Genomic DNA, 21994 nt, shown 5'->3' with positions numbered 1-21994 from the left:
CGGACAGGACCGTAAATACGGCATCCCGGAGGCAATCGCATGCGATCAGTCCGCTCACTTCTCGCACTGGCCCTCACCGCCCTGTTCGTGACCACCCTCGCGACCCCCGCGCAAGCGGGGCACAATCCACCGACCGCGACCCTCGTCTCGCTCGGTACGCCGCTGTCCGACGTACTGCTGATCGGCGGCACCGTCGCCCCCGGGCCGAACGGGAAGACCGCGATCTGGAACGTGTCCAGCGGCAGTCCGGCGTACCTGAACGCGATCGACCCGGCCACCGGCGACAGCCTGTTGTCAACGGCACTGCCCGGCGCCGACGGCAGCTACGCGGTCGCGGCCGCGACGGATGGCACGATCTACGCCGGCACCTACAACAACGGCCACCTGTACCGGCTGAAGCCCGGCGCGACGACCGCCGAGGACCTCGGCCGGCCGCTGTCCACCGAGACGTTCATCCTGCGGATCACCGTCGACGAGCAGGGCAACGTGTACGGCGGGACGTACCCGCACGGCAAGGTGTTCCGGTACGACCACGCGACCGGCGCGATCCGCGACTACGGCACGATCAAGGCCGGCCAGGGTTACGTGAAGAGCATCGACTACTTCAACGGCAAGCTGTACACCGGCTCCGAGCCGGACGCGTACTTCTCCGAGATCGACGTCAGCACCGGCGCGGTCACCGAGATCCCGGCACCGCCCGGGATGGGCGATCCGAAGAACCAGGTCGTCTACGACCTGAACGTCCGCGGCGGGCGGATGTACGCGCGGGTCAGCACCGCGTTCCCCGGGCCGCTGTACGTCTGGGACATCGCGTCCCGGACCTGGGTCGACACGATCCCGAACGAGCACGGCCTGGACATCTCGCCGATCGGCGCGGACGGCGGGATCTACCTGATCCAGAGCAGCGAGCTGAAGAGGTACGACCCGGCAACGAAGATGCTGACCGGCACTGGTCTGATGTTCACCGGCCGGATCCAGAACGCCCGCTCGATCGGGTACGCCGACCTGAACCTGCCCGACTACCCGGGGACCAGCGTGGTCGGCACGCTCTGGCGCGGCGAGGAGTTCCGGTACAACCCGCAGACCGGCAAGTCGGAGATCTTCCAGACCAAGGTCCGCCGGGAGCCGATCGAGATCCTGTCGGTGGCCGGGGGCAAGGACAACATCTACGCCGGAGGCTTCCTGAACGGCGGCGTCTCGGTCGTCAACCCGTCGACGGGCGAAGCGAAGTTCAACCGGTTCTCCCAGGTCGAGGCGCTGATGGAGGCGTCCGACGGCACGGTGTACGTCGGCGCGTACCCGGAGGCCCGGCTCTACTCCTACGAGCCGACGCAGACCTGGAGCAGCCCGGAGTACTCCCCCGGACCGCCCGGCACCCCGGACAACCCGAAGCAGCTGCTGAACCTGAAACCGGACATTTTCCAGACCCGGGCCCGGGCGCTGGCCGAGGTGGACGGCAAGATCGCCGTCGGCACCGTCCCCGACGGCGACCGGCTCGGCGGCGCGCTGGTGATCTACGACCCGGCAACCGGCGTTTCGGAGAAGTACCGCAATGTGGTCCAGGACGAGTCCGTCTACGGCCTCACCGCCCAGTGCGGCATCGTGTACGGCGGAACGTCGATCGCCGGTGGCCTGACGACCACTCCGCCGACCCGTTCAGCAGGCACAGTGTTCGCGTGGGACGTGACGGGCAAGAAGAAGCTGTGGGAAACCGTGCCGGTGCCAGGCGCGGCGACGGTCTCGTCGGTGACGATCGGACCGGACGGCCTGCTCTGGGGCGTGGCCGGCAAGACGGTGTTCGCGCTCGCGCCGGGCAACGGCAAGCTGAAGCGGTCCTTCACGCTCGGCACGACCACCTCCAGCGGCGATATCGTCGCCACCCCGGAGGCGGTGTACGTGAGTATCGACCTGAACAAGATCTACCGGATCGCGCCGGGAACGAAGTCGGTTCCGACGCTGTTCGTCGAGCACGCCCACCGGCGGCTGGGCGTCCGCGGGGATCACCAACTACTGATGACCAGCGGCTCCGAGCTGTTCCGGATTGATATCAGCCGTTGACAGCCGAAATTCACCCCGGCTACTTTCGGTCCTGACCGTTATTCGGTGCAATACTTTCCGGCCCTGACGTCCGGACACACACCCTGGGGGTGCGATGAAATCCACTGTCCGCCGCATCGCGGCACCACTCACGGCGCTGGTACTGGCGGTCGCGCTCAGTTCCTGCGGCGGCGACGGCTCCGGCTCGTCGGACTCCAAGAAGAGCATCACGCTCTGGATGTACCCGGTGATCGGCGACCAGGCAGCCAGCGACACGTACTGGAAGAAGGTCGAGACCGACTTCGAGGCGGCCAACTCAGGCATCGACCTCAAGATCGAGGCGCAGCCGTGGGCGAACCGCGAGGAGAAGGTCTCGGCCGCGTTCTCCGGCAAGAAGGGCCCGGACGTCCTGCTGATGATCCCGGACCAGATCCCGCAGTACGTGAAGAACGGCTCGCTGGAGCCGGTCGACGACGTGGTCGCGCCGGACAAGGACAAGTTCCTGCCGGCCGCACTGCCGGGCCTCACGGTCGACGGCAAGGTGTACGGCGCTCCGATCTACCACACCGTCACCACGACGATGTACAACAAGACGATCCTGACCAAGGCCGGGATCAGCAAGCCGCCGGAGACCTGGGACGAGATCAAGGCCGCCGCGCCGAAGATCAAGGCGGCCGGGTTCTCCACGCTGGACTACTCCGCCTCGCCGGAGGCCTCGCTGAACCTCAACTTCTACCCGCTGCTCTGGCAGGCCGGCGGCAAGGTGTTCGCCGACGACGGCAAGTCGGTCGCCTTCAACCAGGCGCCCGGCCTCGAGGCGTTGACCTTCCTCAAGACGCTGTGGGACGAGGGTGCGATCCCGAAGAGCGCGCTCAGCAACGCGAACGTGATCGCCGACCAGCCGTTCGGCAAGGGCCAGGTCGCGATGGCGATGACCAGCACGCCGGCCGACGCCGGCGCGGTCGCGAAGACCTGGGGCGACGGGAACGTCGAGATCGGCGCCCCGCTGACCGGCAAGAAGCAGGTCGGGTTCGGTCTGCCGGGCGGTCTGGTGCTGAACGCCGCGTCGGGCAACAAGGACGCCGCGAAGAAGTTCCTGTCGTTCATGATCCAGCCCGCGCAACTCGAGGGCCTGAGCAAGGCGTCGGGGTTCTACAGCCCGCGCACCGACGTCAAGGTGGCGGCCGCGAACCCGACCGCGGCGAAGTTCGCCGACGCCCTGCAGTACGCAGTACCGGGTGAACCGAATCCGGCCGCGCGCCAGGTGATGTCGTACCTGGCGACCGAGATCCAGGCGGTGCTGACCGGGAAGAAGCAGCCGCAGCAGGCGCTGGACGACGCGGCGAAGCAAGCCGACGACCTGCTGTCGAGACAGCGTTGACCGAGACCCGGCAGCAGCCGGAGACGGCCACGGGCCGGGCGGGGCCCGTGGCCGGCCGGTCCGCGCCGTCCTGGGGGCGGCGCGGATCGCTCCGGCGGCCGTGGGTCGGGCTGCTGTTCGTCGCGCCGATGCTGGCACTGTTCGGAGTGTTCAGGTTCCTGCCGGCCCTCGGCGCGCTGTTCCTCAGCCTGACCGACTACCGGCTCAGCGGCCAATGGACATTCGTTGCACTCGACAACTACACGCGACTGTTCTCGGACCAACTGTTCCACCAGACGTTGCTGGTGACGCTGACGTACACGGTGATCTTCGTACCGCTCACCGTGCTGCTGTCGCTCGGTACCGCCGTACTGCTGCAGCAGGTGGTGTGGAAGCGCGGGTTCTTCCGCGGTGTGTTCTTCCTGCCGTACGTGACCAGCATCGTGCTCGCCGCGGTGATCTGGAAGTGGATCTACGACGCGCAGGACGGTCTGCTGAACGCGGTCCTCGGGCTGGTGTCGATCGGTCCGATCGACTTCCTCAACCAGTCCGGCACGGTGCTCCCGTCGATCGCGGTGACGTCGGCGTGGAAGGGCTTCGGGTACTCGATGTTGATCCTGCTCGCGGGCCTGCAGTCCGTGCCGAAGTCGTACCTGGAGGCGGCGATGATCGACGGTGCGGGGAGCTGGCAACGGTTCCGGTACATCACGTTGCCGCAGCTGCGGCCGGTGCTGTTCTTCGTGCTGGTGATCGAGACCATCGGGGCGTTCCAGGTCTTCGACGCGATGTATGTGATGACCGGCGGCGGGCCGGTGCGGTCCAGCTACTCGCTCGTGTACTTCCTGTACGACAGCGGTTTCAAGTACTTCGACTTCGGCTACGCCAGCGCGATCGGCCTGGTGCTGTTCCTGATCGTGCTGATCGTCTCGCTCGTCCAGCGCCGGCTCGTCGGGAGGGACGACTGATGACCCAGGTACTCGATCGACCGCCGGTCCGCGAGCTCCGCGCATCCCGGGGTGCCGGGCGCCGTACGGTCGCGCGCCTGACGTTGCCGACGCTGCTGGCGCTGACCGCGATCGTGACGATCGTGCCGTTCGCGGCGATGGTGCTGGTCGCGTTCGCGCCGCACAGCGGACGGACGTTCCCGGACGCGCTGAACCTGAGCCAGGTGACGCTGGAGAACTTCCGGCACGTGCTGGCCAGCTCGGACATCCCGCGCTGGACGGTCAACTCGCTGCTGTACTCGCTGGTGTCGGTCGTCTGCGTACTGCTGTTCGCGTCGATGGCCGGGTACGCGTTCGCGAAGAAGAAGTTCCCGGGGCGGGAGATCATGTTCTGGGCGTTCCTCGCGACGCTGATGGTGCCGTTCCAGGCGACGCTGATCCCGTCGTACATCCTGGTCTCGAACCTGAACTGGGTGGACAGCTACTGGGGCCTGATCGTGCCGACCTTGGCGAACTCACAGGCTGTCTTCCTGATGCGCCAGTTCATCGCCCAGCTCCCCGACGAACTGTTCGAGGCGGCCGAGATCGACGGTGCCGGCGAGTGGCGGATCTTCACGATGATCGTGATGCCGCTGATCCGCCCGGTGCTCGCGACCCTCGGCATCTTCGTCTTCCTCTGGCACTGGAACGACTTCCTCTGGCCGCTGGTGATCGGCCAGTCCGCCAAGATGCAGACCCTGACCGTCGGCCTCGCCACCCTCCAGTCCCAATCCCCACCGATCAACGAACTGATGGCCGGCGCCACCATCACCGTAGTCCCCAGCCTCCTCGTCTTCGCCCTCCTCCAACGCTACCTAACCGACAGCATCACCATGTCGGGCCTGAAGGCCTGAGCTTTGTGCGCCCGTCAGCCGATCTGCTCGACCAGCACTGGCGTCCCCGTCAACAAGAGCCGTAGATCACTCTGGTCGGAGGTGAGGACGACAACCGGAGGGGGGAGCATGAGTGCGGTCGCCGCGACGACCGCGTCCACGGTCAGGTCGCGAGGCTTTCGCCTGCGCGCCGCTGCACCGGCGCGAAGCGCACCTGCCTGGTAGCCGATCGGCTCGCTGACCGGTTCCAGCCGCACAGCCTTCGCGGTACGACGTACCGCAACGTCGCGAGCGGTGCCGTCCGTGACCTCTGCGAGTGTGATGGTCGAGGTATAGAGGATCGAGTCCGTTCGCCGGGCGACCGTCGCCCACGCGTGCATACGACGTTCGCCGGCAGCGAGAGCGGACAGCGCCTCGGAATCGAGCAATATCGAGTGTGGGCGAACGATCACGCGGTCAGCCGACCCATGATCGCTGCTACCTCTTGCTCGTCGACCGGGCCGTGCTCGGCCTCGATCCGAGCCAAGGTGTCATCCAGGGCGTCGCGCTCCAACTGGCGCGCTACGGCTCCGGCGACATACGCGGAGAACCCGCGGGCACCGACGCGGGCGCGTACACCCTCGGAGGTTGCCGCAGGCATCGTGACGGAGTGCTTCTCAATCCCGGCCGGAGTACTCATACTGCTATCCTACTTCAAGTAGGACAATCTACAACATCTCTCCGAAAGCCTCGATGGACCTGAGGGCGTCGGATTGGGTCATCCCGGGGGGTTGGATGCGGAGGACGATGCCGTCGGCTCCTAGTTCTGTGTAGTGGGCCAGGCGGTCGGCGCATTGGGACTTGGAACCGATGATGCTGCGGGCGGTGATGTCGTCCCAGCCTTGGGTGTAGCGGGAGGCGTCTGTCGACGTCCGTTTCCAGCCGGTGTAGGCGTCGTACAGGTCGCGCAGGGGTTGCTCCAACGCCGCGCGGGCCGCCTGGGACGTGTCGGCGCAGTAGCCTTCGCGGCACAGGATGACCTCGTGGCCCAGCGACGACGGGCCCAGCGGATACGACAGGTATTCGGAGATCTTCGACGGTAGGTCGGCGTCCAGTTCGTTGAAGGAGCTCGTCCAGCCGTCGCACATCCGCGCGGTGCGTTCCAGTACGGCGGACACCCGGCCGCCGTTCCACAACCGCGGGCGCGGCGACTGCAACGGTCGTGGCGACAGGTAGGCCTCGGCGATCGACGTGAACTTCCCGTCGTACGTCACCTCGTCGGACGTCCACAGCCGGGTGAGGATCTCCAGCCCCTCCTCGAACCGCGCGACCCGCTCCGCCTGCGTCGCGCCGTACAGCGCGAACTCCTCCGGCCGGTACCCGAGCACGAACCCAGCAGTCAGCCGCCCACCGGACAGTACGTCGATATGCGCCAGCGTCTCCGCCAGCAGCACCGGGTCGTACAGCGGCGCCACGATCCCCGCCGTCGCAATCCCGATCCGCGAGGTGTGCGCGGCCAGCCAGGTCATCGATGTGAGGATCTCGTGGTACCCCGGCCGGTGCAGGTGCCGTTCGCCGAGCACGACCCACTCGAACCCGGCCTGCTCGGCCAGCTTCGCCTGTTCGACGGCGTCCGCGAGCCGCGGGCGCTCGTCCGGGGTGCCGTAGAGGTTCAGATACAGACCCAGCCGCATCGGGGGTGCCACCTTCCGTTGACAGGGAGCGCTCGGGCTATTTACGGTCTTGACCGTAAATGCTTTCCGCCCAGAACGCTAGGAGCCGGTCATGAGTCTTGCAGCAGAACCGGCCGAGTTGCCGGACCGGACAGCGGTGGCGGCGCCGATCAGCGCGGTCAAGACCCGGGTGGTGAGCGCGCGGTACCGTCGGCCGTTCCGGATCAGCAGCGGGGTCAGCACCGAGCTGATCAGCCTGGTCGTCGAGGTGCACACCGCGGACGGCGCGGTCGGGATCGGCGAGACGTCCCCGATGACGGCGTACACCGGTGAGACGCTGGCCGGGGTCCAGGCCGCGATCGAGGAGCATCTGGCGCCGGCCCTGGTCGGTCGCGACCCGCTCGACCGGGCCGGCGCGCACGTGGTGATGGACGCCGTACTGCGCGGCCAGCAGGTCGCGAAGTCCGGGCTGGACATCGCGCTCTTCGACCTCGCGGGACGGCTCAGCGGCTGGCCCGTGCACGCCCTGCTCGGCGGCAGCGTCCGCGATCGGGTGGAGACCACCTGGGTCGTCGGCCTCGGAACGCTCGACGAGATGGCGGCCGAGGCCGCGGAGTACGCCGCCCGTGGGTTCCGGCACCTGAAGGTCAAGGGCGGTCAGGACCCCGCGAAGGACCTCGAACTGGTCCGCGCGGTCCGCGCCGCGATCCCCGCCGACGCCGAGCTGTGCCTGGACGCCAACGAGGGGTACGACGCCACGACCGCGCTCCCGTACCTCGCCCGGATGAGCGCGGCGGGCCTCACGTTGCTCGAGCAGCCGCTGCCGCGCTGGGACCTGACCGGACTCGTCCGCCTCCGCGACCGCCTCGACGTCCGGGTGATGGTCGACGAGAGCATGCATTCGCTGCACGACGCGCTGGAGATCGCCCGCCGCGGTGCCGCCGACGTACTGAACATCAAGATCCTGAAGGTCGGCGGCCTGCACCGGGCGTTGCAGATCGCCGCGGTCGCCGAGGCCGCCGGGCTCGCCGTGAAGGTAGGCTCGATGCCGGAGCTGGGCGTGGCCACGCTGGCGGCCGTTCACCTGGCCGCCGCCGTTCCGGGTGCGACCGTCGCGGCCGACCTGGTGGGCCCGCTGATGGTCGACGAGGACCCGCTGGCCCCGACCGTTTTCGCCGATTGCGACGGCTGGATCGACGTACCGAAGCGGCCCGGTCTCGGCCACGACCTGTGAAAGGTAGCTGATGCATCCGCTCGTAGAACGGCTCCGCGGCACGCTGCTCCCCGCGGTCATCACCCCGATGAACTCCGACGGCGTGGTTTCGTACGACGCCCTGTCCGCGTACGCCGTGACGCTGACGAAGCACGCGATCGGCGGGGTCGCCGTCTGGGCGCACACCGGCCGCGGGCTGTACCTGTCGCCCGGCGACCGGGTGAAGGTGCTCGAGACGTGGCGGGCGGCTACCGACCTACCGATCGTGGCCGGGGTCGGCGTACCGAAGTCCGCCGACGCACGAGGATTGGAAGAGGCCGCGGAGGCAACGGTCGAGATGGCGCGGGCCGCGGCGGCGGGCGGGGCCGATGCGGTGATGGTCTACCCGTTGGCGGCGCTCGGCGAACTGGAGGACGGGCACGCGCAGGCGGTCGCGCTGCACGAGCGGGTGGCCGCGGAGAGCGGGCTGCCACTGGTCGGTTTCTACCTGCACGGCGAGGCCGGCGGGTACCCGTACCCGCCTTCGCTGATCCGGGATCTGCTGTCGCTGGACGCCATGCTCGGCGTCAAGACCGCGACGCTGGACCGGGCGATCGGCTGCCAGGACGCGATCTGGGCCGGCCGCGGTACCGGGAAGCTGCTGATCACCGGCGAGGACCGGATGTACGGCCCGTCGTTCCTGTGGGGCGCCGACACCGCGCTGGTCGGGATCGCGTCCGCCCAGGTCGAGCTGTCGGCCGCCGTACTGCGGGCGTGGACAGCGAGTGCGCACTCGGAGTTCCCGGCCGCGTCGGAGCGGCTCGACCGGTTCGCGGCGGCGACGTTCTACGCGCCGATCGAGGGGTACGTCCAGCGGATGCTCTGGGCGGCCGAGTGGGAAGGGCTGGTACCGGCGGCGGCCGCGCACGATCCGTACGGGCCGGAACTGCCTCCGGGCGAGCGTGAACTGGTGATCCGCTGCCTGGAGGAACTCCACGGGAAGTGAGGTGGCGCGCTCCCTCCGACGCTCCACCACGCTAAATGTGGTCTTGACCGAAACTAGGAGAGCGCGACCGGTACGTCAAGCCCCGGGGCTTAGCTGCGCTATTCTGCGTCGTGAGGGGACTTGAGGGCCGGACCATAAGTCGTCGGGAGGTGCGCTGATGGCGCTCGCGGTCGGGGTGGTCGGGCCCGAAGATCTGGTTCAGCGGGTGACCGCGGTCGGCGGCCCCAACGGTACGACGCTCGTCCCGCTCCCGTACCGGCACGAGACCGAAGCGGTCGACCTGGTCCGCCAGGCACACGGTGACGTGGACGCGTTCCTGTTCACCGGTGTCGTCCCGTACACGATCGCGACCGAGGCCGGCGCGATCGATCGGCCGGCGATGTACGTCTCGTACGACGGGGCGACGCTGCTGCGCGCACTGGTCGAACTGCTCCGGCTCGGGCACAACGTCACCCAGTTCTCGATCGACACGCTGCGGCGGTCCGAAGTACTCGAGACGCTGATCGAGGCGAAACTGCCGACGGATCGGATCCACGTACTGCCGTACCGGCCGGGGCTGACCTCCGACGACATCGTCGCGTTCCACCGGAGCGCGCACGACAAGCACGACACGAAGGTGGCGATCACCTGCCTCGGGTCGGCGTACCACCTGATCGAGAACGAGATGCCCTCGGTGCGGCTCGCGCCGTCGCGGTACTCGATCCGCTCGACGCTGCAGGCGCTCGTACTGACCACGACCGGGCAGCACGTCGGCGATGCGCAGGTCGCGCTCGGCATCGTCGACCTCCCCGAGCCGGACGACGCGCTCGCGGCGGATCTCATCACGCTCGGCGGCAGCCTGGCCGCGTTGCCGGACGGGCGTCATCTGGTCGTCACGACCCGCGGTCTGCTCGAGCAGGCCACGGAGCAGTTCACGCGGATGCCGTTGCTGGATCATCTCGCGTCGCGGCACAGCACGGCGTACGTCGGCTTCGGTGTCGGCCGTACGGCGGCGGAAGCCGAAGCCCTCGCCCGCCGCGCGGTGAGCCGCGCCGCATCGATCGGCTCCGTTGCTGGGGTCGTGTCGATGTCGGACGACGTCGAGATCGTCATCGAACCCAGCGGCGAGCAGCCCGTGAGCATGCGCGGCCCCGAAAGCCTTCCTTTGTTGGCGCGCCGGGTCGGCCTCAACACCCAAACCCTCGCCCGCATGCGCGAACTCACCGCCGCCCTTCCCGACGGCCTCACCACCCAGGACGTCGCCGACCACCTCGCCGTCCAGCTCCGCACCGCCCGCCGGGTCCTCAAACGCCTGGAACGAGCAGGCCTGGCCGCCCCCACCGGCACCCAACAACACGGCCGCACCGGCCGCCCACCCACGATCTACCTGATCAGGCTGTAGCTACGGAGTGGCGGGCTAGGGGGCGATGACGGTGACGCCTGCGGGGGTGCCGTTGGAGAGGGCTGCGAGGGCGGCTGGGGTTTCTTCGAGGGTGATGGTGCGGGTGATGAGTCGGTCGGGGTGGAGGTTGCCGGTGGCAACTAGGTCGAGCATTTCCGGGTAGGCGTGCGCGGGCATGCCGTGGCTGCCCAGCCAGGACAGCTCCTGGCCGATCAGGCGGCCCACGTCGAGGTTGACGCCAGCCGGCAGCAGGCCGACTTGCACGTGCCGCCCGCGCGGCCGGAGCGCCTGCAGCGCTTGCTGCACGATCTCACCGGATCCAAGCGCGTCCACGGTCACGTGCGGCCCCCCGAGCTCGCGAAGCCGATCGACCACCGAGTCCGAGGCTTGGACTGTGTGGGTGGCGCCTTGGGTGCGGGCTAGGGACAGGGCTGCTGGGTTGGTGTCGATGGCGGTGACTTCGGCGCCTAGGGCGGCGGCGATCATCACCGCGGAGAGGCCCACGCCGCCGCAGCCGAAGATGGCTACTTGTTCGCCGGGGCGGACGCGGCCGACCTGGTGGATGGCGCGGAAGGAGGTGGCGAAGCGGCAGCCGAGGCTGGCGGCTGTGGTGAAGTCCATGGTGTCGGGTAGCCGGACTAGGTTGACCGAGGCGTACGGTACGGCGACGTACTCGGCGAAGGAACCCCAGTAGTTGAAGCCGGGCTGCAGCTGGTTCGGGCAGACCTGCTGGTTGCCCTCCAAGCACTGCTCGCACTCACCACAAGCGCAAATGAACGGCGTGGTGACCCGATCCCCGACCTCCCACCCGGAGGCTCCGGCACCAACCGCCGCGATCGTCCCGGCGAGCTCGTGTCCCGGCACATGCGGCAACACGATGTCCGAGTCGTGCCCCATCCACCCGTGCCAGTCGCTGCGGCACAACCCGGTCGCCTCCACCTTCAGGACAACCGACCCCGCCCCGGCAACGGGCTCCGGCACCTCCCGGACCTCAGGCAGTACGCCGTACTCCTCGATCACCACAGCACGCATGGATAGACCTTAATCAGCCCACACAGAACTCGTTCCCCTCGGGATCGAGCATGATGACGTTGGCGAGTACGCCCGGAGCCCAGAACTCCTCGCGCACCTGCACGGCCCCCAGCTTCACCAACTCGGCCGCCTTCGCGCGCATCCGTTCAACGGCCGCGGCATCGTGCTCGTCCGAACCGGCGACCCGGATGTCGATGTGCAGCCGGTTCTTCGAGGTCTTGGGCTCAGGAACGCGGAGGAACCCGATCGCCGGACCGACGCCGTCGGGGTCCACGATCGACCCGCCGTCGGGATAGTCGTACCCCGGCTCGAGGATGTAGCCGAGCGCGGCCGCCCAGAACTCGGCCAAGCGCTGTGGGTCGTTGGCGTCGCCGCCGATCGTCCATTTGGTCGCCATGCCCGGCGACGATAGCCCGGGTTCCGGACGGAGTACGCCCGGAACCCGGAAGCCAACTCAGCCGCCGGCGACCGCCGGGATGATGGAGACCTGTCCGCCGTCCTTGATCGCGGTCTGGAGCCCGTCGGCGAAGCGGACGTCGTCGTCGTCGACGTACACGTTGACGAACCGGCGCAGCTCGCCCGCGTCGTCCAGTACGCGGCCCTTGATGCCCGGGTACGACGCGTCGAGCGAGTCGAGCACCTCGGTCAGCGTCGTACCCTCGGCCGAGACCTCGGAGACGCCCTGCGTGTACGGCCGCAGGATGGTCGGGACGCGAACGCTCACACTCACTGCAGGCCTGCCTTCACGAAGGCGTCGTACGACGCGGGGATGGTCACCTTGGGGCCGACCCGGTCGGCCACGGCGTCGAGCGTCTTCAGCCCGTCGCCGGAGTTGATGATCACGGTCTCGGCGTCGGGGTCGAGCTGCCCGGTCGCGATCAGCTTCTTCAGCGTCGCGACCGTCACCCCGCCGGCAGTCTCGGCGAAGATGCCCTCGGTCCGGGCCAGCAGCTGGATACCTTCGACGACCTCTTCGTCGGAGACGTCCTCGATGGCTCCGTTGGTCCGGCGGGCCACGTCCAGCACGTACGGCCCGTCGGCCGGGTTGCCGATCGCGAGCGACTTCGCGATGGTGTCCGGCTTCACCGGCTTGACCACGTCGTGCCCGTCGCGGAACGCCTGCGCCACCGGGGAGCAGCCGGTCGCCTGCGCGCCGTACACCTTGTAGTCGGTGGCGTCGACCAGCCCGAGCTTGCCGAGCTCGGTGAAACCCTTGTCGATCTTGGTCAGCTGCGACCCGGACGCGACCGGGATCACGATCTGCTGCGGCAGCCGCCAGCCGAGCTGCTCGGCGATCTCGAACGCCAGCGTCTTCGAGCCCTCGGAGTAGTACGGCCGGACGTTGACGTTGACGAACGCCCAGCCCTCCTCCTCACCGGCGATCTCGGAGGCGAGCTTGTTCACGTCGTCGTAGTTGCCGTCGACGGCGACCAGCGTCCCGCCGTACACGGCCGTGGTGATGATCTTGGGGCGCTCGAGGTCCTTGGGAATGAAGACCACGGAGCGGATGCCGGCCCGGGCGGCGGCCGCGGCGACGGCGTTGGCCAGGTTGCCGGTGGACGGGCAGGCGAAGACCTTCATGCCCAGCTCACGGGTCGCGCTCAGCGCGCTCGCCACGACCCGGTCCTTGAAGGAGTGGGTCGGGTTGCCGGAGTCGTCCTTCACCCACAGCTTGCGGAGGCCGAGCTCGCGGGCCAGGTTCTGGGCGTCGACGAGCCGGGTGTAGCCGGGCTCGGTGTTCGGGAAGCTCGCCACGTCGACGGGGACGGGGAGCAGCGGCTGGTAGCGCCAGATGTTCTTCGGGCCGGCCTCGATCTGCTCGCGGGTGATGGCCGGGTACTCGTACCCGACCTCCAGCGGACCGAAGCACTCCATACAGGCGTAGAACGGACCCAGCGGCGACTTCGCGCCACAGGCGCGACAGCTGAGGTGCGTACCGTTGCCAAAGGCACCTTCACGGATGGTGTGGGTACCGGCGGCGGTCAGGCTCATGAGTGAGGTTTCCCCTCTCATCTTCCCCGGTCGCCGGATCTCGGCGCGGGACGGATTTGGCACCGGTCCCTCGCTGTCGGCCCGGACGGGCCTACGGCGGGGAGGGTTGCCGGGACGTCAACGGGCCGTTTCCCTCAGTCCCTCTGGATGAGCTCCCCCGAGATTACCCAATCGGGTCCATATTGTGTCCCGTGATCCCACCATCCGAGACGCAGGATCTCAGCCCCGGACCCGGCCGCGGCGCTCCAGGAACCGCATCACCGGCGTCGCCGCGATGCCGTGCAGGGCCACGCTCAGGATCACCGTGAACCCCAGTGTCGCCCAGAGCCACGGCAGGTCGTCCCGGAAGTGCACGCCGACCGCGGCCAGGTAGTACACCGACGAGACCCCGCGGACCCCGAACGCGGCGGTCGCCCACCGCTCGGACGCGAGCATTTCGGACCGTGCGAGGGACAGCCAACCGATCACCGGGCGCACCACGAGGACCAGCAGTACGCCGAGAGCCGCACCGGCGGGCGTGAGCGGCTTCAGCAGACCCGCCGTGACCGCGGCCCCGAGCAGCAGCAGGATGCCCCAGGTCAGGATGTGTTCCAGCTCACCGATGAAGTCGTGCAGTTCCGCGTGGAAGTCGTGCTTGCTCTCCACCGAGCGCAGGGTGAGCGCGGCGACGAAGACGGCGATGAACCCGTACCCGTGCAGCACCTGCGTGAGCCCGTACACGCCCACCGTCATCGCGAGCGCGAGGATCGGCTCCCTGGACTCCGACAGCCGCAAGCTCTTGGCCGGCGCCGAGAACGTCATCCGGCCGAGCAACCACCCGGCCCCGAACCCCACCGCGACCCCGATCACCGACTTGCCGACGATGTCCCAGGCGACCCACTGCCAGGGCGTGAAGCTCTTGGTCGCGATGAACACCGCCAGGTACACGAACGGTGCCGCCATCCCGTCGTTCAGCCCCGCCTCGGAGGTGAGGGCGAACCGCACCTCGTCCTCCTCGTCGAGCTCCGCGTCCTCGCCGGTCGTCGGGCCCTCGACCTGTACGTCGGACGCGAGCACCGGATCGGTCGGCGCGAGCACGGCCGCCAGGAGCAAGGCGGTCGCCGGGGCCAGCCCGAGCAACCAGCCGACGCCCGTCAGTGCGGCGATCCCGGCCGGCATCGCGACGAACAGCAGCCTCCACGTGACCGACCAGGTCAGCAGGCTGATCGGCCGGTCGATCGCGAGGCCGACGCCCATCAACGCGACAATGACAGTCAGCTCGGCGAGGTGCTTGGTGAGCTCCGGTTCGATCATCGGGCTGAGGTGCGACCGATCTACGCCGAGCCCGAGCAACAGTCCCGCGGCGACGAAGGCCATCGGCGCCGAGACGGCGTACCGCCGGAGCAGTCGCGGCAGCACAGCGCCGAGCAGCAACGCCAGGCCCGCGACGAGATACAGCCCGTCCCCGCTGATGATCATTGTGCGGAACCGGTGCCCACGGCTACCTCAGACGATGCGTCGCACCCGGCGTGTGGGTCGGGAGCGCCTTGCGCGGACCGAAGCGGGGGTGGCCGACGCCGGCGAGCTCGATCAGGCGCTGGACGCGGAACCGGTGCCCGCGGTACGGCTCGATCAGCTCCGCGGTGCCGTCGTCGTCGAGCTCCTCGCCGATCAGCGCGTACGAGACGTTCCGGGACACGTGGTAGTCCGCGAACGAGAACGCGTCCGCGTCACCGTGCGCCCGCTGCCGTACTTCGGCCGCCGTCCACACGCCGACACCGGGCAGCGACCGCAGCCGCCGCTCGATCTCCGCGCCGTCGGTCAGCTCGAGCGTCCGCTCCAAGGCACGGGCCCGGGCCGCCGCGGTCAGCACCACCCGCGACCGCCGGTTCTCGACGCCGGCCCGCAGGAACTGCCAGGACGGGATCTGCCGCCACTCCTCCGGCGACGGAGGCACCATCAGCACCCGATTGCCCTGCTGGTTCGGCCCGGGCGCGGGTTCGCCGTACTCACGCAGCAGCAGCCGCCACGCGCGGAACGCCTCCTTACCGGTCACCACCTGCTCGATCCCAGCGGCCGCCATCGCCTCGAACACGGCCCGGGACCGCGGCACCCGGAGATGCGGAAACCGCCGCGCCGCGTCCACCAGCACCCGGTGCTGCGGCAACGGCTCGAACCCGTCCCAGCTGTCCCGCTCCCCGAGCAGCTCCGGTACGCCGTCCAGCGCCCACGCGGCGCCAGGTCCCCACGCCTCCGCCTCGACGGCCCCGGCGTACGGCGTCAACCGCAGCAACACCGGCCCGTCCGGAGTCCGCGTCGCCCGCCACACCGTCCGCCGCTCCGCATCGAACACGTACGCCGGATCCCCGGGCCCCTTCCGCAACCCGCCGATCACCGAGTGCGGATCCACCACCCGCCCAGCCCGCCAAACCCGCACCACCGAACTCACCCGCCAAGTCTTACCCACCCCACCGACAACTAGTGGATCGGTCTGGGCGCCGACGCCAAACGCTCGCGCATCCAGGGATAAGGGTCGACAATCGCGTCGCGGCGCGAGAGCACGCTCTGTACTACGTCCGCCAGCGCCTGGCCCATCACGTAGTGCCTGCCCTTCGTCTCACCGACCGCGCGCAGCAGCCCGAGCTCGGTCAGCCGGGCGAGATCACGTGTTGCGGTTCGCTCCTCGATGCCCGCACGGCGCACATAAGTCGCGCGCCGCATCCGGAAGCCCAGTGACGCGTCGAAGAGCTCATCGGCGACCCGCTCGGCCAGACCGTGCTGCTCGATCAGCTCGTCGAACGCCTGCCAGAGTTTCCCGGCCTCGCGATATCGCCGTCGTACCGTCTGCGCCTGGATGTGATGCGCCCGAAGGTTGAACTTCACCCACAGGGCCGCCGAGCGATCCGGACGCCAGGCGCCGGCGCCGGTTGCCGCGAGCACGGAGTAGTACTCCTCGGTGTTGTTGCCGAGCCACTCTTCGATGCTGGAGAACGCCGGCTCGCCGATTCCGCCACGGGACAGGACGAGCGTCTGCAACGCCCGTGCCATGCGTCCGTTCCCGTCCCGGAACGGATGGATCATCACCAGGTTCAGGTGTGCCATCGCGGCCTGCACCAGGGGGTCCGCCGAACCACCGTCCGCGAGGCCGTCGGTCAACTCCGCCACCAGGCCGGGCACGTCCTCCGCAGGCGGCCCTTCGTAGACATTCGCTCCGCTGGCCTCGTCGTGGACGTAGACGACGCCCTGCCGGTAGCTCCCCGGACTCTTCGACAGGTCATGGCTGAGCATCATGAAATGCATGCCCCGAACGACTGAAACGTCCAACCGGAAGTCCGGGTCCTTCGCCATCGCCAGGACGTAGCCAAGCGCCTGCCGGTAGCCGCGGATCTCGGCGAACGTCCGGTCGTCGGCGCTCAACGCCTCCTCGTCGTCGAGCGCGGCGGCAGCGTCGTCGAGCTTGACGTCGTACCCCTCGATGCTGTTCGAGCCCTGAATCGCCCTGGCCAGCATGCTCCGGCGCAGCCCACCGACCCATCGCCGCGGCATCCGAAGCACGTCGGCGAGCTCAGACCGGTACGCGTGGATCTGCTGGAGGACCTGTTGATCCTCGAGGTCCGGCTTCGGCGTGCGGTAGATCGTCATCAGGCCCCGATGTCTCGATGTCTTAATTCTTAGGACATACTATCCGGTCTGTCCTAAGAATTGCGACATCGCGACATCGGCTTGATACTGAGCTATGACCGGCTGGCAGTGGGTGAAGTTGGTGGGGAACTTCGTCAATCTGTCGACGTTTGCCGGTGGGCTGGTCGGGGTGTTGGGGCGGGCTCGGTTCAGTCGGGGGCCGCGGGGGTTGTTCTTTGCGAACGGGTACAAGCTCGGGTTTCCGGTGGCGGGGGCGTTCACGATCGGGAATGTCGTCCTGAGCAAGCACGGCCGGGAGTACTTCGACGACGCGGCGCTCGTTCGGCACGAGGAGCGGCATTCGTGGCAGTACTTCTGCCTGGTCGGGTTGCCGATGCTGCCGTTGTACGTCGTCGGCGTGCTCGTCTCGTTCCTGCTGACCGGCGATCCGGCCTCGCGGAATCCGTTCGAGCGGCTGGCGAACCTGAAGGACGGCGGGTACGTCGAGCGCCCGGTCCAACCGATCGGGAAGACCGTGACGCAGGCGTTCAGCGTGCTGCGATCGCGTCCGAAAGGGCCGTGAGGACGGTCACCACGCCGGTCGGGTCGTCGACCACGATGTCGGCGGCGTCGATCAGCTCGGTCGCGTTCGAGGACCGGGTCGCGAGCAGTACGGCGCTCAGCCCGGTGGCGCGCTCCGCCTCGATCGCCCGGAACGCGGCCAGGTCGCCCAGGTCGTCGCCGGCGTACAGGATCGACCGCGCACCGGTCGACGCGAGCAGAGCGCGGATCGCGACGCCCTTGTCGATCCCGGGCGGACGGAGCTCGAGGACGAGGTTGCCGGGCTCCAGCCGCAACTCGGTCTCCGCGGCCAGCGCGGTCAACGGGCCACGCAGCAGCTCGAACGCCCCGCCCGGGTCGTCCAGCCGGCGGGTGTGCACAGCCAGCGAGCTTTCCTTGTCCTCGATGAACGCGTCCGGTACGCCGGCCTCGCGGAGCAGACCGGGCAACCGGTCGCGGGCCGTCGCGACCCCGGGCGGTACCGGTTCGCTGGTCACCTTGCCGGTCGATGCTTCCCAGCGCTCCAGGCCGTAGTGGCCGAGTACGACCAGACGCCCGAGGCCGGGGTGGCCGCTGACGCCGGTGAGTTCGGTGGCGACCAGTGCGGGCCGGCCGGTGACGATCGCGACCTGGTTCACCGATCTCGCCAGCCGGGCCAGCGCGTCCAGCGCGCCCTCGACCGGGCGGGACCGGGACGGATCCTCGACCAGCGGGGAGAGTACGCCGTCGAAGTCCGTCGAGATCACCGCCGACGCGGGGTCCGACACGATGGCTTCCCAGCCCTCGTGCCCGGCGTCGGTCCGGATGACCGGAGCATTCATGCTGCCGTCATCCTGCATAGTCCGAGGTCAGGATCACGGTCAGGCGATCCTTCTTCATGTTGTCGAGCGCACCCTTGGTCCGGCCGACGCCGAGGTCGTGGGCGAGCTGGTTGGCGGCGTCGAGCATCCCCGGCGGGTAGTACACGGTGCTCTCGGCGACCTTGCCGTGCCAGTTGTCCGGCGAGCCGGCCACGGTCCAGCCGGCCTGCCGGGCGCGGATCGCGACCGAGTCGGCGAGACCCTTGCGCGGCGTGTTGTTGTACACCTCGATCGCCGGCCGCTCCTCGGCAGGAATCGTCACCGGCTGCGTCGGCTGTGTCGTGGTCACCGGCGGCTGCGTGGGCTCGGTTGTCGACGGTGCCTTGGTGGGCTGCGACGACGGCACAGTGGCCGACGTCACAGGCGGCTTCTCGGAAGGCTTCTCCGAAGGCGTCTCGGACGGCTTCTCGGAAGGTCGCGGAATGCTGGCCGCCGCGGTCGACGGTCCACTCGACGACGAGGGCTTGCTCGCCGCGGCCGGCTTCTCGTCGGCCTTGCTGTCGTTCCCGCGGGTGCCGAACAGCACGAGCAGCCCGGCCACGATCGCGACGACCGCGCCCACGGCGACCAGGGACGACAGCACCTGCCCTCGCTCACCCCGCGGACGTGGGGCAGCCAAGCACGCCCAAAGGCGGCGGAACATGTGTCAGACCTCGATGCCCAGGCGGCGTGCGGAGCGGGCGCGCTGGCGGGCGGCGCGGAGGCGGCGCAGGCGCTTGACCAGCAACGGGTCGTGCGCGAGGGCCTCGGGCCGGTCGATGAGCGCGTTCAGGACCTGGTAGTACCGGGTCGCGGACATCTGGAACTGGTCCCGGATCGCCTGCTCCTTGGCGCCGGCGTACTTCCACCAGTGCCGCTCGAAAGCGAGGATCTGGCCGTCCCGTTCGGAGAGCCCCTCGAGGACCGGCGGCGCAGCCTCGGCGGGGCCGGGAGAGCTGGCGTTGGCGCTGTCCATCTGCTGCTGACTCCTGTGCGGTCGGTGATCGTCCGTCCGCCTGCCACTGTACGTGTTGAACAACAGCAATGTCATTCACCGACGACCGACACGAGGCGTGTCGCTGACGAAGCAACCGGACCTCTACAACTCTGGCAGGATCGTTCAAGTGAGCTCACACCACTCCTGCGTGGCGCTGGTGGAGGAGCTGCAGGGGCGGATCGGGGATGTCGACCGGTTGGTGAACGCCGTCTGCACGCCGAATCCCGCCGCGATCACCGACGCCGCCCGCCTCGACACGGAGCGTGCGGAAGGGCGGGTCCGCAGCCCGCTGCACGGCGTACCGGTGCTGGTCAAGGACAACATCGACACGGCCGACCTGCCGACCACGGCCGGGTCGCTGGCGCTCGCCGACCAGCCGCCGCCTCCGCAGGACGCCCCGCTGGTACGCCGGCTGCGCGAGGCGGGCTGCGTGATCCTCGGCAAGACCAACCTGAGCGAGTGGGCGAACTTCCGCGGCTCGTCGTCCTCGTCCGGCTGGAGCGCGTACGGCGGCCTCACCCGGAACCCGTACGCGCTGAACCGCTCGCCCGGCGGCTCCTCGTCCGGCTCCGGCGCGGCGGTCGCCGCCGGCCTCGCGGACTTCGCCATCGGCACCGAGACCAACGGCTCGATCGTCTGCCCCGCCGCGCTGAACGGGGTCGTCGGCCTGAAGCCCACCGTCGGCCTCATCCCGCAGCAGGGCATCGTCCCGATCTCCCACTCGCAGGACACCGCCGGACCGATGACCAGGACCGTCGAGCAGACCGCGGCCCTGCTCTCGGTACTGACCGGCGGCCAGACGGACTACACCGAGGCCTGCCGTGGCACCGACCTCAGCAACGTGCGCATCGGCGTACCGCGGGGTCCTCTCTGGGGTTACTCCAAGGGGCTCGACCAGGTCACGGAGAGAGCGCTGGAGCTGCTCAGCCAGTGCGGCGCCACATTGGTCGATCACCTGTCGTTGCCGACACCAGGTGGTGACGAGGACCAGCTACAGGTGCTCTCCCACGAGCTGAAGGTCGACCTGGCCGCGTACCTCGCGACCCGCGCCCCTGGCGGTCCGCGCACCCTCGATGACCTGATCGCGTTCAACAAGGAGCATGCAGACCAGGAGCTGCAGTGGTTCGGGCAGGAGCTGTTCGAACGCGCCGCCGAGACCGAGGGTCTCGACTCCCCGGCGTACGTCGCCGCGCGCCTCACCGCGCTCCGCGCCGGCCGGGACGGGATCGACAACCTGCTCCGCGACAACCAGCTCGACGCGCTGGTCTGTCCGTCGTACTCACCGGCCTGGGCGATCGACCTGGTGAACGGCGACCACGTGCTGGGCAGCTCCTCGTCCCACGCCGCCCTGGCCGGGTATCCGCTGCTCTCGGTCCCGTCGGGAATGGTGTCCGGTCTGCCGGTCGGGCTGACGATCAGTGGGACGGCGCGAAGTGAGGTCACGCTCATTCGCTTGGCTCACGCCTTCGAAACGGCGAGAATCGCTGCCGACGGCCCGTTCCCGAGCCCGGAGTTCAGCCAGTGGGTATAGATCGCGTCAGGTGGGGAATCGTTGCGACCGGCAACATCTCGACGCAGTTCACGCACGACCTCGCGCTGCTCGCGGACGACGCCGTCGCCACCGCCGTCGCGTCCCGCTCGCAGGCCAGCGCGGACCGGTTCGCCGCCGAGTTCGGGATCCGGCACGCGTACGACGACTACCGCCGGCTGATCGACTCCGGCGAGGTCGACGTGATCTACATCGGTACGCCGCACCCGCAGCACTACGCGATCGCCCGGACCGCCCTGCAGACCGGTATCGCCGTACTGTGCGAGAAGCCGGTCACGCTCACCGCCAAACAGGCCCGCGACCTGATCACGGTCGCGGACGAGAACAAGGTGCTGTTTGCCGAGGCGATGTGGATGCGGACGAACCCGGTCATCCAGACCCTGTTCGAGGACCTGCGGTCCGGGGCGATCGGCGAACCACAGCAGGTGGTCGCGGACTTCGCGTTCCACAAGGACTCCTTGCCTGCTCGCCTGCTCGATCCCGCGCTCGGGGGCGGCTCGCTGATGGACGGCGGCATCTATCCGATGACGTTCGCCTCCATGGCTCTAGGACGACCGACCGAGATCAAGGCGGTCGGTTCTCTGAACGAGGACAGCGTCGACCTCAACGTCGCGATGGCCTGGCGGTACGAGTCCGGCGCGGTCGCCGCGCTGACCTGCGGCCTGCGTTCGCAGAACCCGTGGGTCGCGTCGATCAGCGGGCCGGAGGGCAATCTGCAGCTCCCGCACCGGTTCCACCACCCCGAGTACTACCTGCGCACGACTGCTTCCGGAACGGAGCGGATCGACGTCTCCGTGCATGGGCGTGGGTACCACTATGAAGCAGCAGACGTTATGCGTGCATTGCGCCAGGGACTGATCGAGGTTCCGGCTCTTCCCCACGCCGGCACGCTCGAGATTCTCGAACTGCTCGACGAGACCCGGAGCCAGATCGGGGTCCGCTACCCCGGTGACGACGACGACCTGAGTGGATGACGCTGA

The 21994-nt window shown here is 68.9% G+C and carries 23 protein-coding genes and 1 riboswitch; of the genes, 10 read left to right on the top strand and 13 right to left on the bottom strand.

Features of this window, described 5'->3' with window-relative positions; all coding sequences use genetic code 11:
* Window positions 1-39 precede the first annotated feature (39 nt).
* The 4 genes from FB475_RS21325 (at window position 40) to FB475_RS21310 (ending at window position 5234) form a co-directional block, all read left to right on the top strand.
* A complete protein-coding gene (locus FB475_RS21325) occupies window positions 40-2058 on the top strand; it encodes a hypothetical protein (protein ID WP_141858336.1) in 2019 nt (672 codons plus the stop codon).
* Between the two features lie 94 nt (window positions 2059-2152).
* The gene (locus FB475_RS21320; protein WP_141858335.1) at window positions 2153-3418 is read left to right on the top strand and encodes a sugar ABC transporter substrate-binding protein; all 1266 of its coding nucleotides are present in this window, start codon (window positions 2153-2155) and stop codon (window positions 3416-3418) included.
* Window positions 3415-4362: a carbohydrate ABC transporter permease gene (locus FB475_RS21315; protein ID WP_238332324.1), complete on the top strand. Its 948-nt coding sequence runs from the start codon at window positions 3415-3417 to the stop codon at window positions 4360-4362. Before FB475_RS21320 ends, FB475_RS21315 begins: the two co-directional genes overlap by 4 nt.
* Window positions 4362-5234 (top strand): carbohydrate ABC transporter permease, encoded by an 873-nt coding sequence (locus FB475_RS21310; RefSeq protein ID WP_141858334.1) that lies wholly within the window; start codon window positions 4362-4364, stop codon window positions 5232-5234. Before FB475_RS21315 ends, FB475_RS21310 begins: the two co-directional genes overlap by 1 nt.
* A gap of 14 nt (window positions 5235-5248) precedes the next feature.
* Here FB475_RS21310 and FB475_RS21305 read toward each other — a convergent pair whose 3' ends face one another.
* From FB475_RS21305 to FB475_RS21295, 3 genes are read right to left on the bottom strand one after another with little or no spacing between them, the layout of a single operon-like run.
* Window positions 5249-5665 carry a PIN domain-containing protein gene (locus tag FB475_RS21305; protein ID WP_202878465.1) on the bottom strand — a complete coding sequence of 139 codons (417 nt, stop codon included), beginning with the start codon at window positions 5663-5665 and terminating at the stop codon, window positions 5249-5251.
* Entirely contained in the window at window positions 5662-5892 is a 231-nt protein-coding gene (locus tag FB475_RS21300) for a CopG family transcriptional regulator (protein ID WP_141858333.1), read from the bottom strand. Before FB475_RS21300 ends, FB475_RS21305 begins: the two co-directional genes overlap by 4 nt.
* Before the next feature lie 28 nt (window positions 5893-5920).
* Entirely contained in the window at window positions 5921-6886 is a 966-nt protein-coding gene (locus FB475_RS21295) for an LLM class flavin-dependent oxidoreductase (protein WP_141858332.1), read from the bottom strand.
* 91 nt (window positions 6887-6977) lie between these two features.
* Here FB475_RS21295 and FB475_RS21290 point away from each other — a divergent pair, with 91 nt between their 5' ends.
* The 3 genes from FB475_RS21290 to FB475_RS21280 all read left to right on the top strand — a co-directional run bounded on the left by FB475_RS21290 (window position 6978) and on the right by FB475_RS21280 (window position 10444).
* On the top strand, window positions 6978-8099 hold the full coding sequence (locus FB475_RS21290) for a mandelate racemase/muconate lactonizing enzyme family protein (RefSeq protein WP_141858331.1): 1122 nt from the start codon (window positions 6978-6980) through the stop codon (window positions 8097-8099).
* Between the two features lie 10 nt (window positions 8100-8109).
* A complete protein-coding gene (locus FB475_RS21285) occupies window positions 8110-9063 on the top strand; it encodes a dihydrodipicolinate synthase family protein (RefSeq protein WP_141858330.1) in 954 nt (317 codons plus the stop codon).
* Between the two features lie 157 nt (window positions 9064-9220).
* The gene (locus FB475_RS21280; RefSeq protein WP_141858329.1) at window positions 9221-10444 is read left to right on the top strand and encodes a response regulator; all 1224 of its coding nucleotides are present in this window, start codon (window positions 9221-9223) and stop codon (window positions 10442-10444) included.
* A 15-nt stretch (window positions 10445-10459) separates the two neighbouring features.
* Here FB475_RS21280 and FB475_RS21275 read toward each other — a convergent pair whose 3' ends face one another.
* The 7 genes from FB475_RS21275 to FB475_RS21245 all read right to left on the bottom strand — a co-directional run bounded on the left by FB475_RS21275 (window position 10460) and on the right by FB475_RS21245 (window position 17089).
* Window positions 10460-11476 (bottom strand): zinc-dependent alcohol dehydrogenase family protein, encoded by a 1017-nt coding sequence (locus FB475_RS21275; protein WP_141858328.1) that lies wholly within the window; start codon window positions 11474-11476, stop codon window positions 10460-10462.
* Between the two features lie 13 nt (window positions 11477-11489).
* Window positions 11490-11873, bottom strand: coding sequence for a VOC family protein (locus FB475_RS21270; RefSeq protein ID WP_141858327.1), 384 nt, complete (start codon window positions 11871-11873; stop codon window positions 11490-11492).
* A 57-nt stretch (window positions 11874-11930) separates the two neighbouring features.
* Complete coding sequence (locus FB475_RS21265; RefSeq protein ID WP_141858326.1) at window positions 11931-12206, bottom strand: ubiquitin-like small modifier protein 1; 276 nt, start codon at window positions 12204-12206, stop codon at window positions 11931-11933.
* Window positions 12203-13468 carry a threonine synthase gene (gene thrC, locus FB475_RS21260; RefSeq protein ID WP_141858325.1) on the bottom strand — a complete coding sequence of 422 codons (1266 nt, stop codon included), beginning with the start codon at window positions 13466-13468 and terminating at the stop codon, window positions 12203-12205. Before thrC ends, FB475_RS21265 begins: the two co-directional genes overlap by 4 nt.
* Before the next feature lie 14 nt (window positions 13469-13482).
* A riboswitch (SAM riboswitch) is annotated at window positions 13483-13622 on the bottom strand.
* A 65-nt stretch (window positions 13623-13687) separates the two neighbouring features.
* Window positions 13688-14926 carry a cation:proton antiporter gene (locus tag FB475_RS21255; RefSeq protein WP_141858324.1) on the bottom strand — a complete coding sequence of 413 codons (1239 nt, stop codon included), beginning with the start codon at window positions 14924-14926 and terminating at the stop codon, window positions 13688-13690.
* Between the two features lie 22 nt (window positions 14927-14948).
* Complete coding sequence (locus FB475_RS21250; RefSeq protein ID WP_238332323.1) at window positions 14949-15896, bottom strand: DNA-3-methyladenine glycosylase family protein; 948 nt, start codon at window positions 15894-15896, stop codon at window positions 14949-14951.
* Between the two features lie 29 nt (window positions 15897-15925).
* Window positions 15926-17089 (bottom strand): Fic family protein, encoded by a 1164-nt coding sequence (locus FB475_RS21245; RefSeq protein ID WP_141858322.1) that lies wholly within the window; start codon window positions 17087-17089, stop codon window positions 15926-15928.
* Window positions 17090-17183: 94 nt separating this feature from the next.
* On the opposite strand from FB475_RS21245, the gene FB475_RS21240 reads away from it, so the two are divergent.
* On the top strand, window positions 17184-17651 hold the full coding sequence (locus FB475_RS21240; protein WP_141858321.1) for a hypothetical protein: 468 nt from the start codon (window positions 17184-17186) through the stop codon (window positions 17649-17651).
* Here FB475_RS21240 and otsB read toward each other — a convergent pair.
* The 3 genes from otsB to FB475_RS21225 form a co-directional block, all read right to left on the bottom strand.
* Window positions 17617-18450: a trehalose-phosphatase gene (gene otsB, locus FB475_RS21235; RefSeq protein WP_141858320.1), complete on the bottom strand. Its 834-nt coding sequence runs from the start codon at window positions 18448-18450 to the stop codon at window positions 17617-17619. The two genes, FB475_RS21240 and otsB, sit on opposite strands and share 35 nt — an antisense overlap.
* A gap of 7 nt (window positions 18451-18457) precedes the next feature.
* Window positions 18458-19072, bottom strand: a complete 615-nt coding sequence (locus tag FB475_RS21230) for a LytR C-terminal domain-containing protein (protein WP_238332322.1) — start codon at window positions 19070-19072, stop codon at window positions 18458-18460.
* A gap of 63 nt (window positions 19073-19135) precedes the next feature.
* Window positions 19136-19444 (bottom strand): DUF3263 domain-containing protein, encoded by a 309-nt coding sequence (locus FB475_RS21225; protein WP_141858318.1) that lies wholly within the window; start codon window positions 19442-19444, stop codon window positions 19136-19138.
* A 148-nt stretch (window positions 19445-19592) separates the two neighbouring features.
* On the opposite strand from FB475_RS21225, the gene FB475_RS21220 reads away from it, so the two are divergent.
* Complete coding sequence (locus tag FB475_RS21220) at window positions 19593-20996, top strand: amidase (protein WP_238332321.1); 1404 nt, start codon at window positions 19593-19595, stop codon at window positions 20994-20996.
* Window positions 20987-21988 carry a Gfo/Idh/MocA family protein gene (locus tag FB475_RS21215; protein ID WP_141858317.1) on the top strand — a complete coding sequence of 334 codons (1002 nt, stop codon included), beginning with the start codon at window positions 20987-20989 and terminating at the stop codon, window positions 21986-21988. Before FB475_RS21220 ends, FB475_RS21215 begins: the two co-directional genes overlap by 10 nt.
* Window positions 21989-21994 lie beyond the last annotated feature (6 nt).

The organism is Kribbella jejuensis (genome assembly GCF_006715085.1).
In the GTDB taxonomy this organism is placed as follows: Bacteria; Actinomycetota; Actinomycetes; order Propionibacteriales; family Kribbellaceae; genus Kribbella; species Kribbella jejuensis.
This window is presented reverse-complemented; position numbering and strand designations above follow the sequence as displayed.

What these genes read in the sequence shown, in the direction of transcription:
- FB475_RS21320 (WP_141858335.1), top strand. Translation starts at nt 2,153, where the DNA reads ATGAAATCCACTGTCCGCCGCATCGCGGCACCACTCACGGCGCTGGTA.
- FB475_RS21295 (WP_141858332.1), bottom strand. Translation starts at nt 6,886, where the DNA reads ATGCGGCTGGGTCTGTATCTGAACCTCTACGGCACCCCGGACGAGCGC.
- thrC (WP_141858325.1), bottom strand. Translation starts at nt 13,468, where the DNA reads ATGAGCCTGACCGCCGCCGGTACCCACACCATCCGTGAAGGTGCCTTT.
- FB475_RS21245 (WP_141858322.1), bottom strand. Translation starts at nt 17,089, where the DNA reads ATGACGATCTACCGCACGCCGAAGCCGGACCTCGAGGATCAACAGGTC.
- FB475_RS21255 (WP_141858324.1), bottom strand. Translation starts at nt 14,926, where the DNA reads ATGATCATCAGCGGGGACGGGCTGTATCTCGTCGCGGGCCTGGCGTTG.
- FB475_RS21285 (WP_141858330.1), top strand. Translation starts at nt 8,110, where the DNA reads ATGCATCCGCTCGTAGAACGGCTCCGCGGCACGCTGCTCCCCGCGGTC.
- FB475_RS21325 (WP_141858336.1), top strand. Translation starts at nt 40, where the DNA reads ATGCGATCAGTCCGCTCACTTCTCGCACTGGCCCTCACCGCCCTGTTC.
- FB475_RS21240 (WP_141858321.1), top strand. Translation starts at nt 17,184, where the DNA reads ATGACCGGCTGGCAGTGGGTGAAGTTGGTGGGGAACTTCGTCAATCTG.
- FB475_RS21225 (WP_141858318.1), bottom strand. Translation starts at nt 19,444, where the DNA reads ATGGACAGCGCCAACGCCAGCTCTCCCGGCCCCGCCGAGGCTGCGCCG.
- FB475_RS21310 (WP_141858334.1), top strand. Translation starts at nt 4,362, where the DNA reads ATGACCCAGGTACTCGATCGACCGCCGGTCCGCGAGCTCCGCGCATCC.
- FB475_RS21270 (WP_141858327.1), bottom strand. Translation starts at nt 11,873, where the DNA reads ATGGCGACCAAATGGACGATCGGCGGCGACGCCAACGACCCACAGCGC.
- otsB (WP_141858320.1), bottom strand. Translation starts at nt 18,450, where the DNA reads ATGAATGCTCCGGTCATCCGGACCGACGCCGGGCACGAGGGCTGGGAA.
- FB475_RS21290 (WP_141858331.1), top strand. Translation starts at nt 6,978, where the DNA reads ATGAGTCTTGCAGCAGAACCGGCCGAGTTGCCGGACCGGACAGCGGTG.
- FB475_RS21275 (WP_141858328.1), bottom strand. Translation starts at nt 11,476, where the DNA reads ATGCGTGCTGTGGTGATCGAGGAGTACGGCGTACTGCCTGAGGTCCGG.
- FB475_RS21300 (WP_141858333.1), bottom strand. Translation starts at nt 5,892, where the DNA reads ATGAGTACTCCGGCCGGGATTGAGAAGCACTCCGTCACGATGCCTGCG.
- FB475_RS21280 (WP_141858329.1), top strand. Translation starts at nt 9,221, where the DNA reads ATGGCGCTCGCGGTCGGGGTGGTCGGGCCCGAAGATCTGGTTCAGCGG.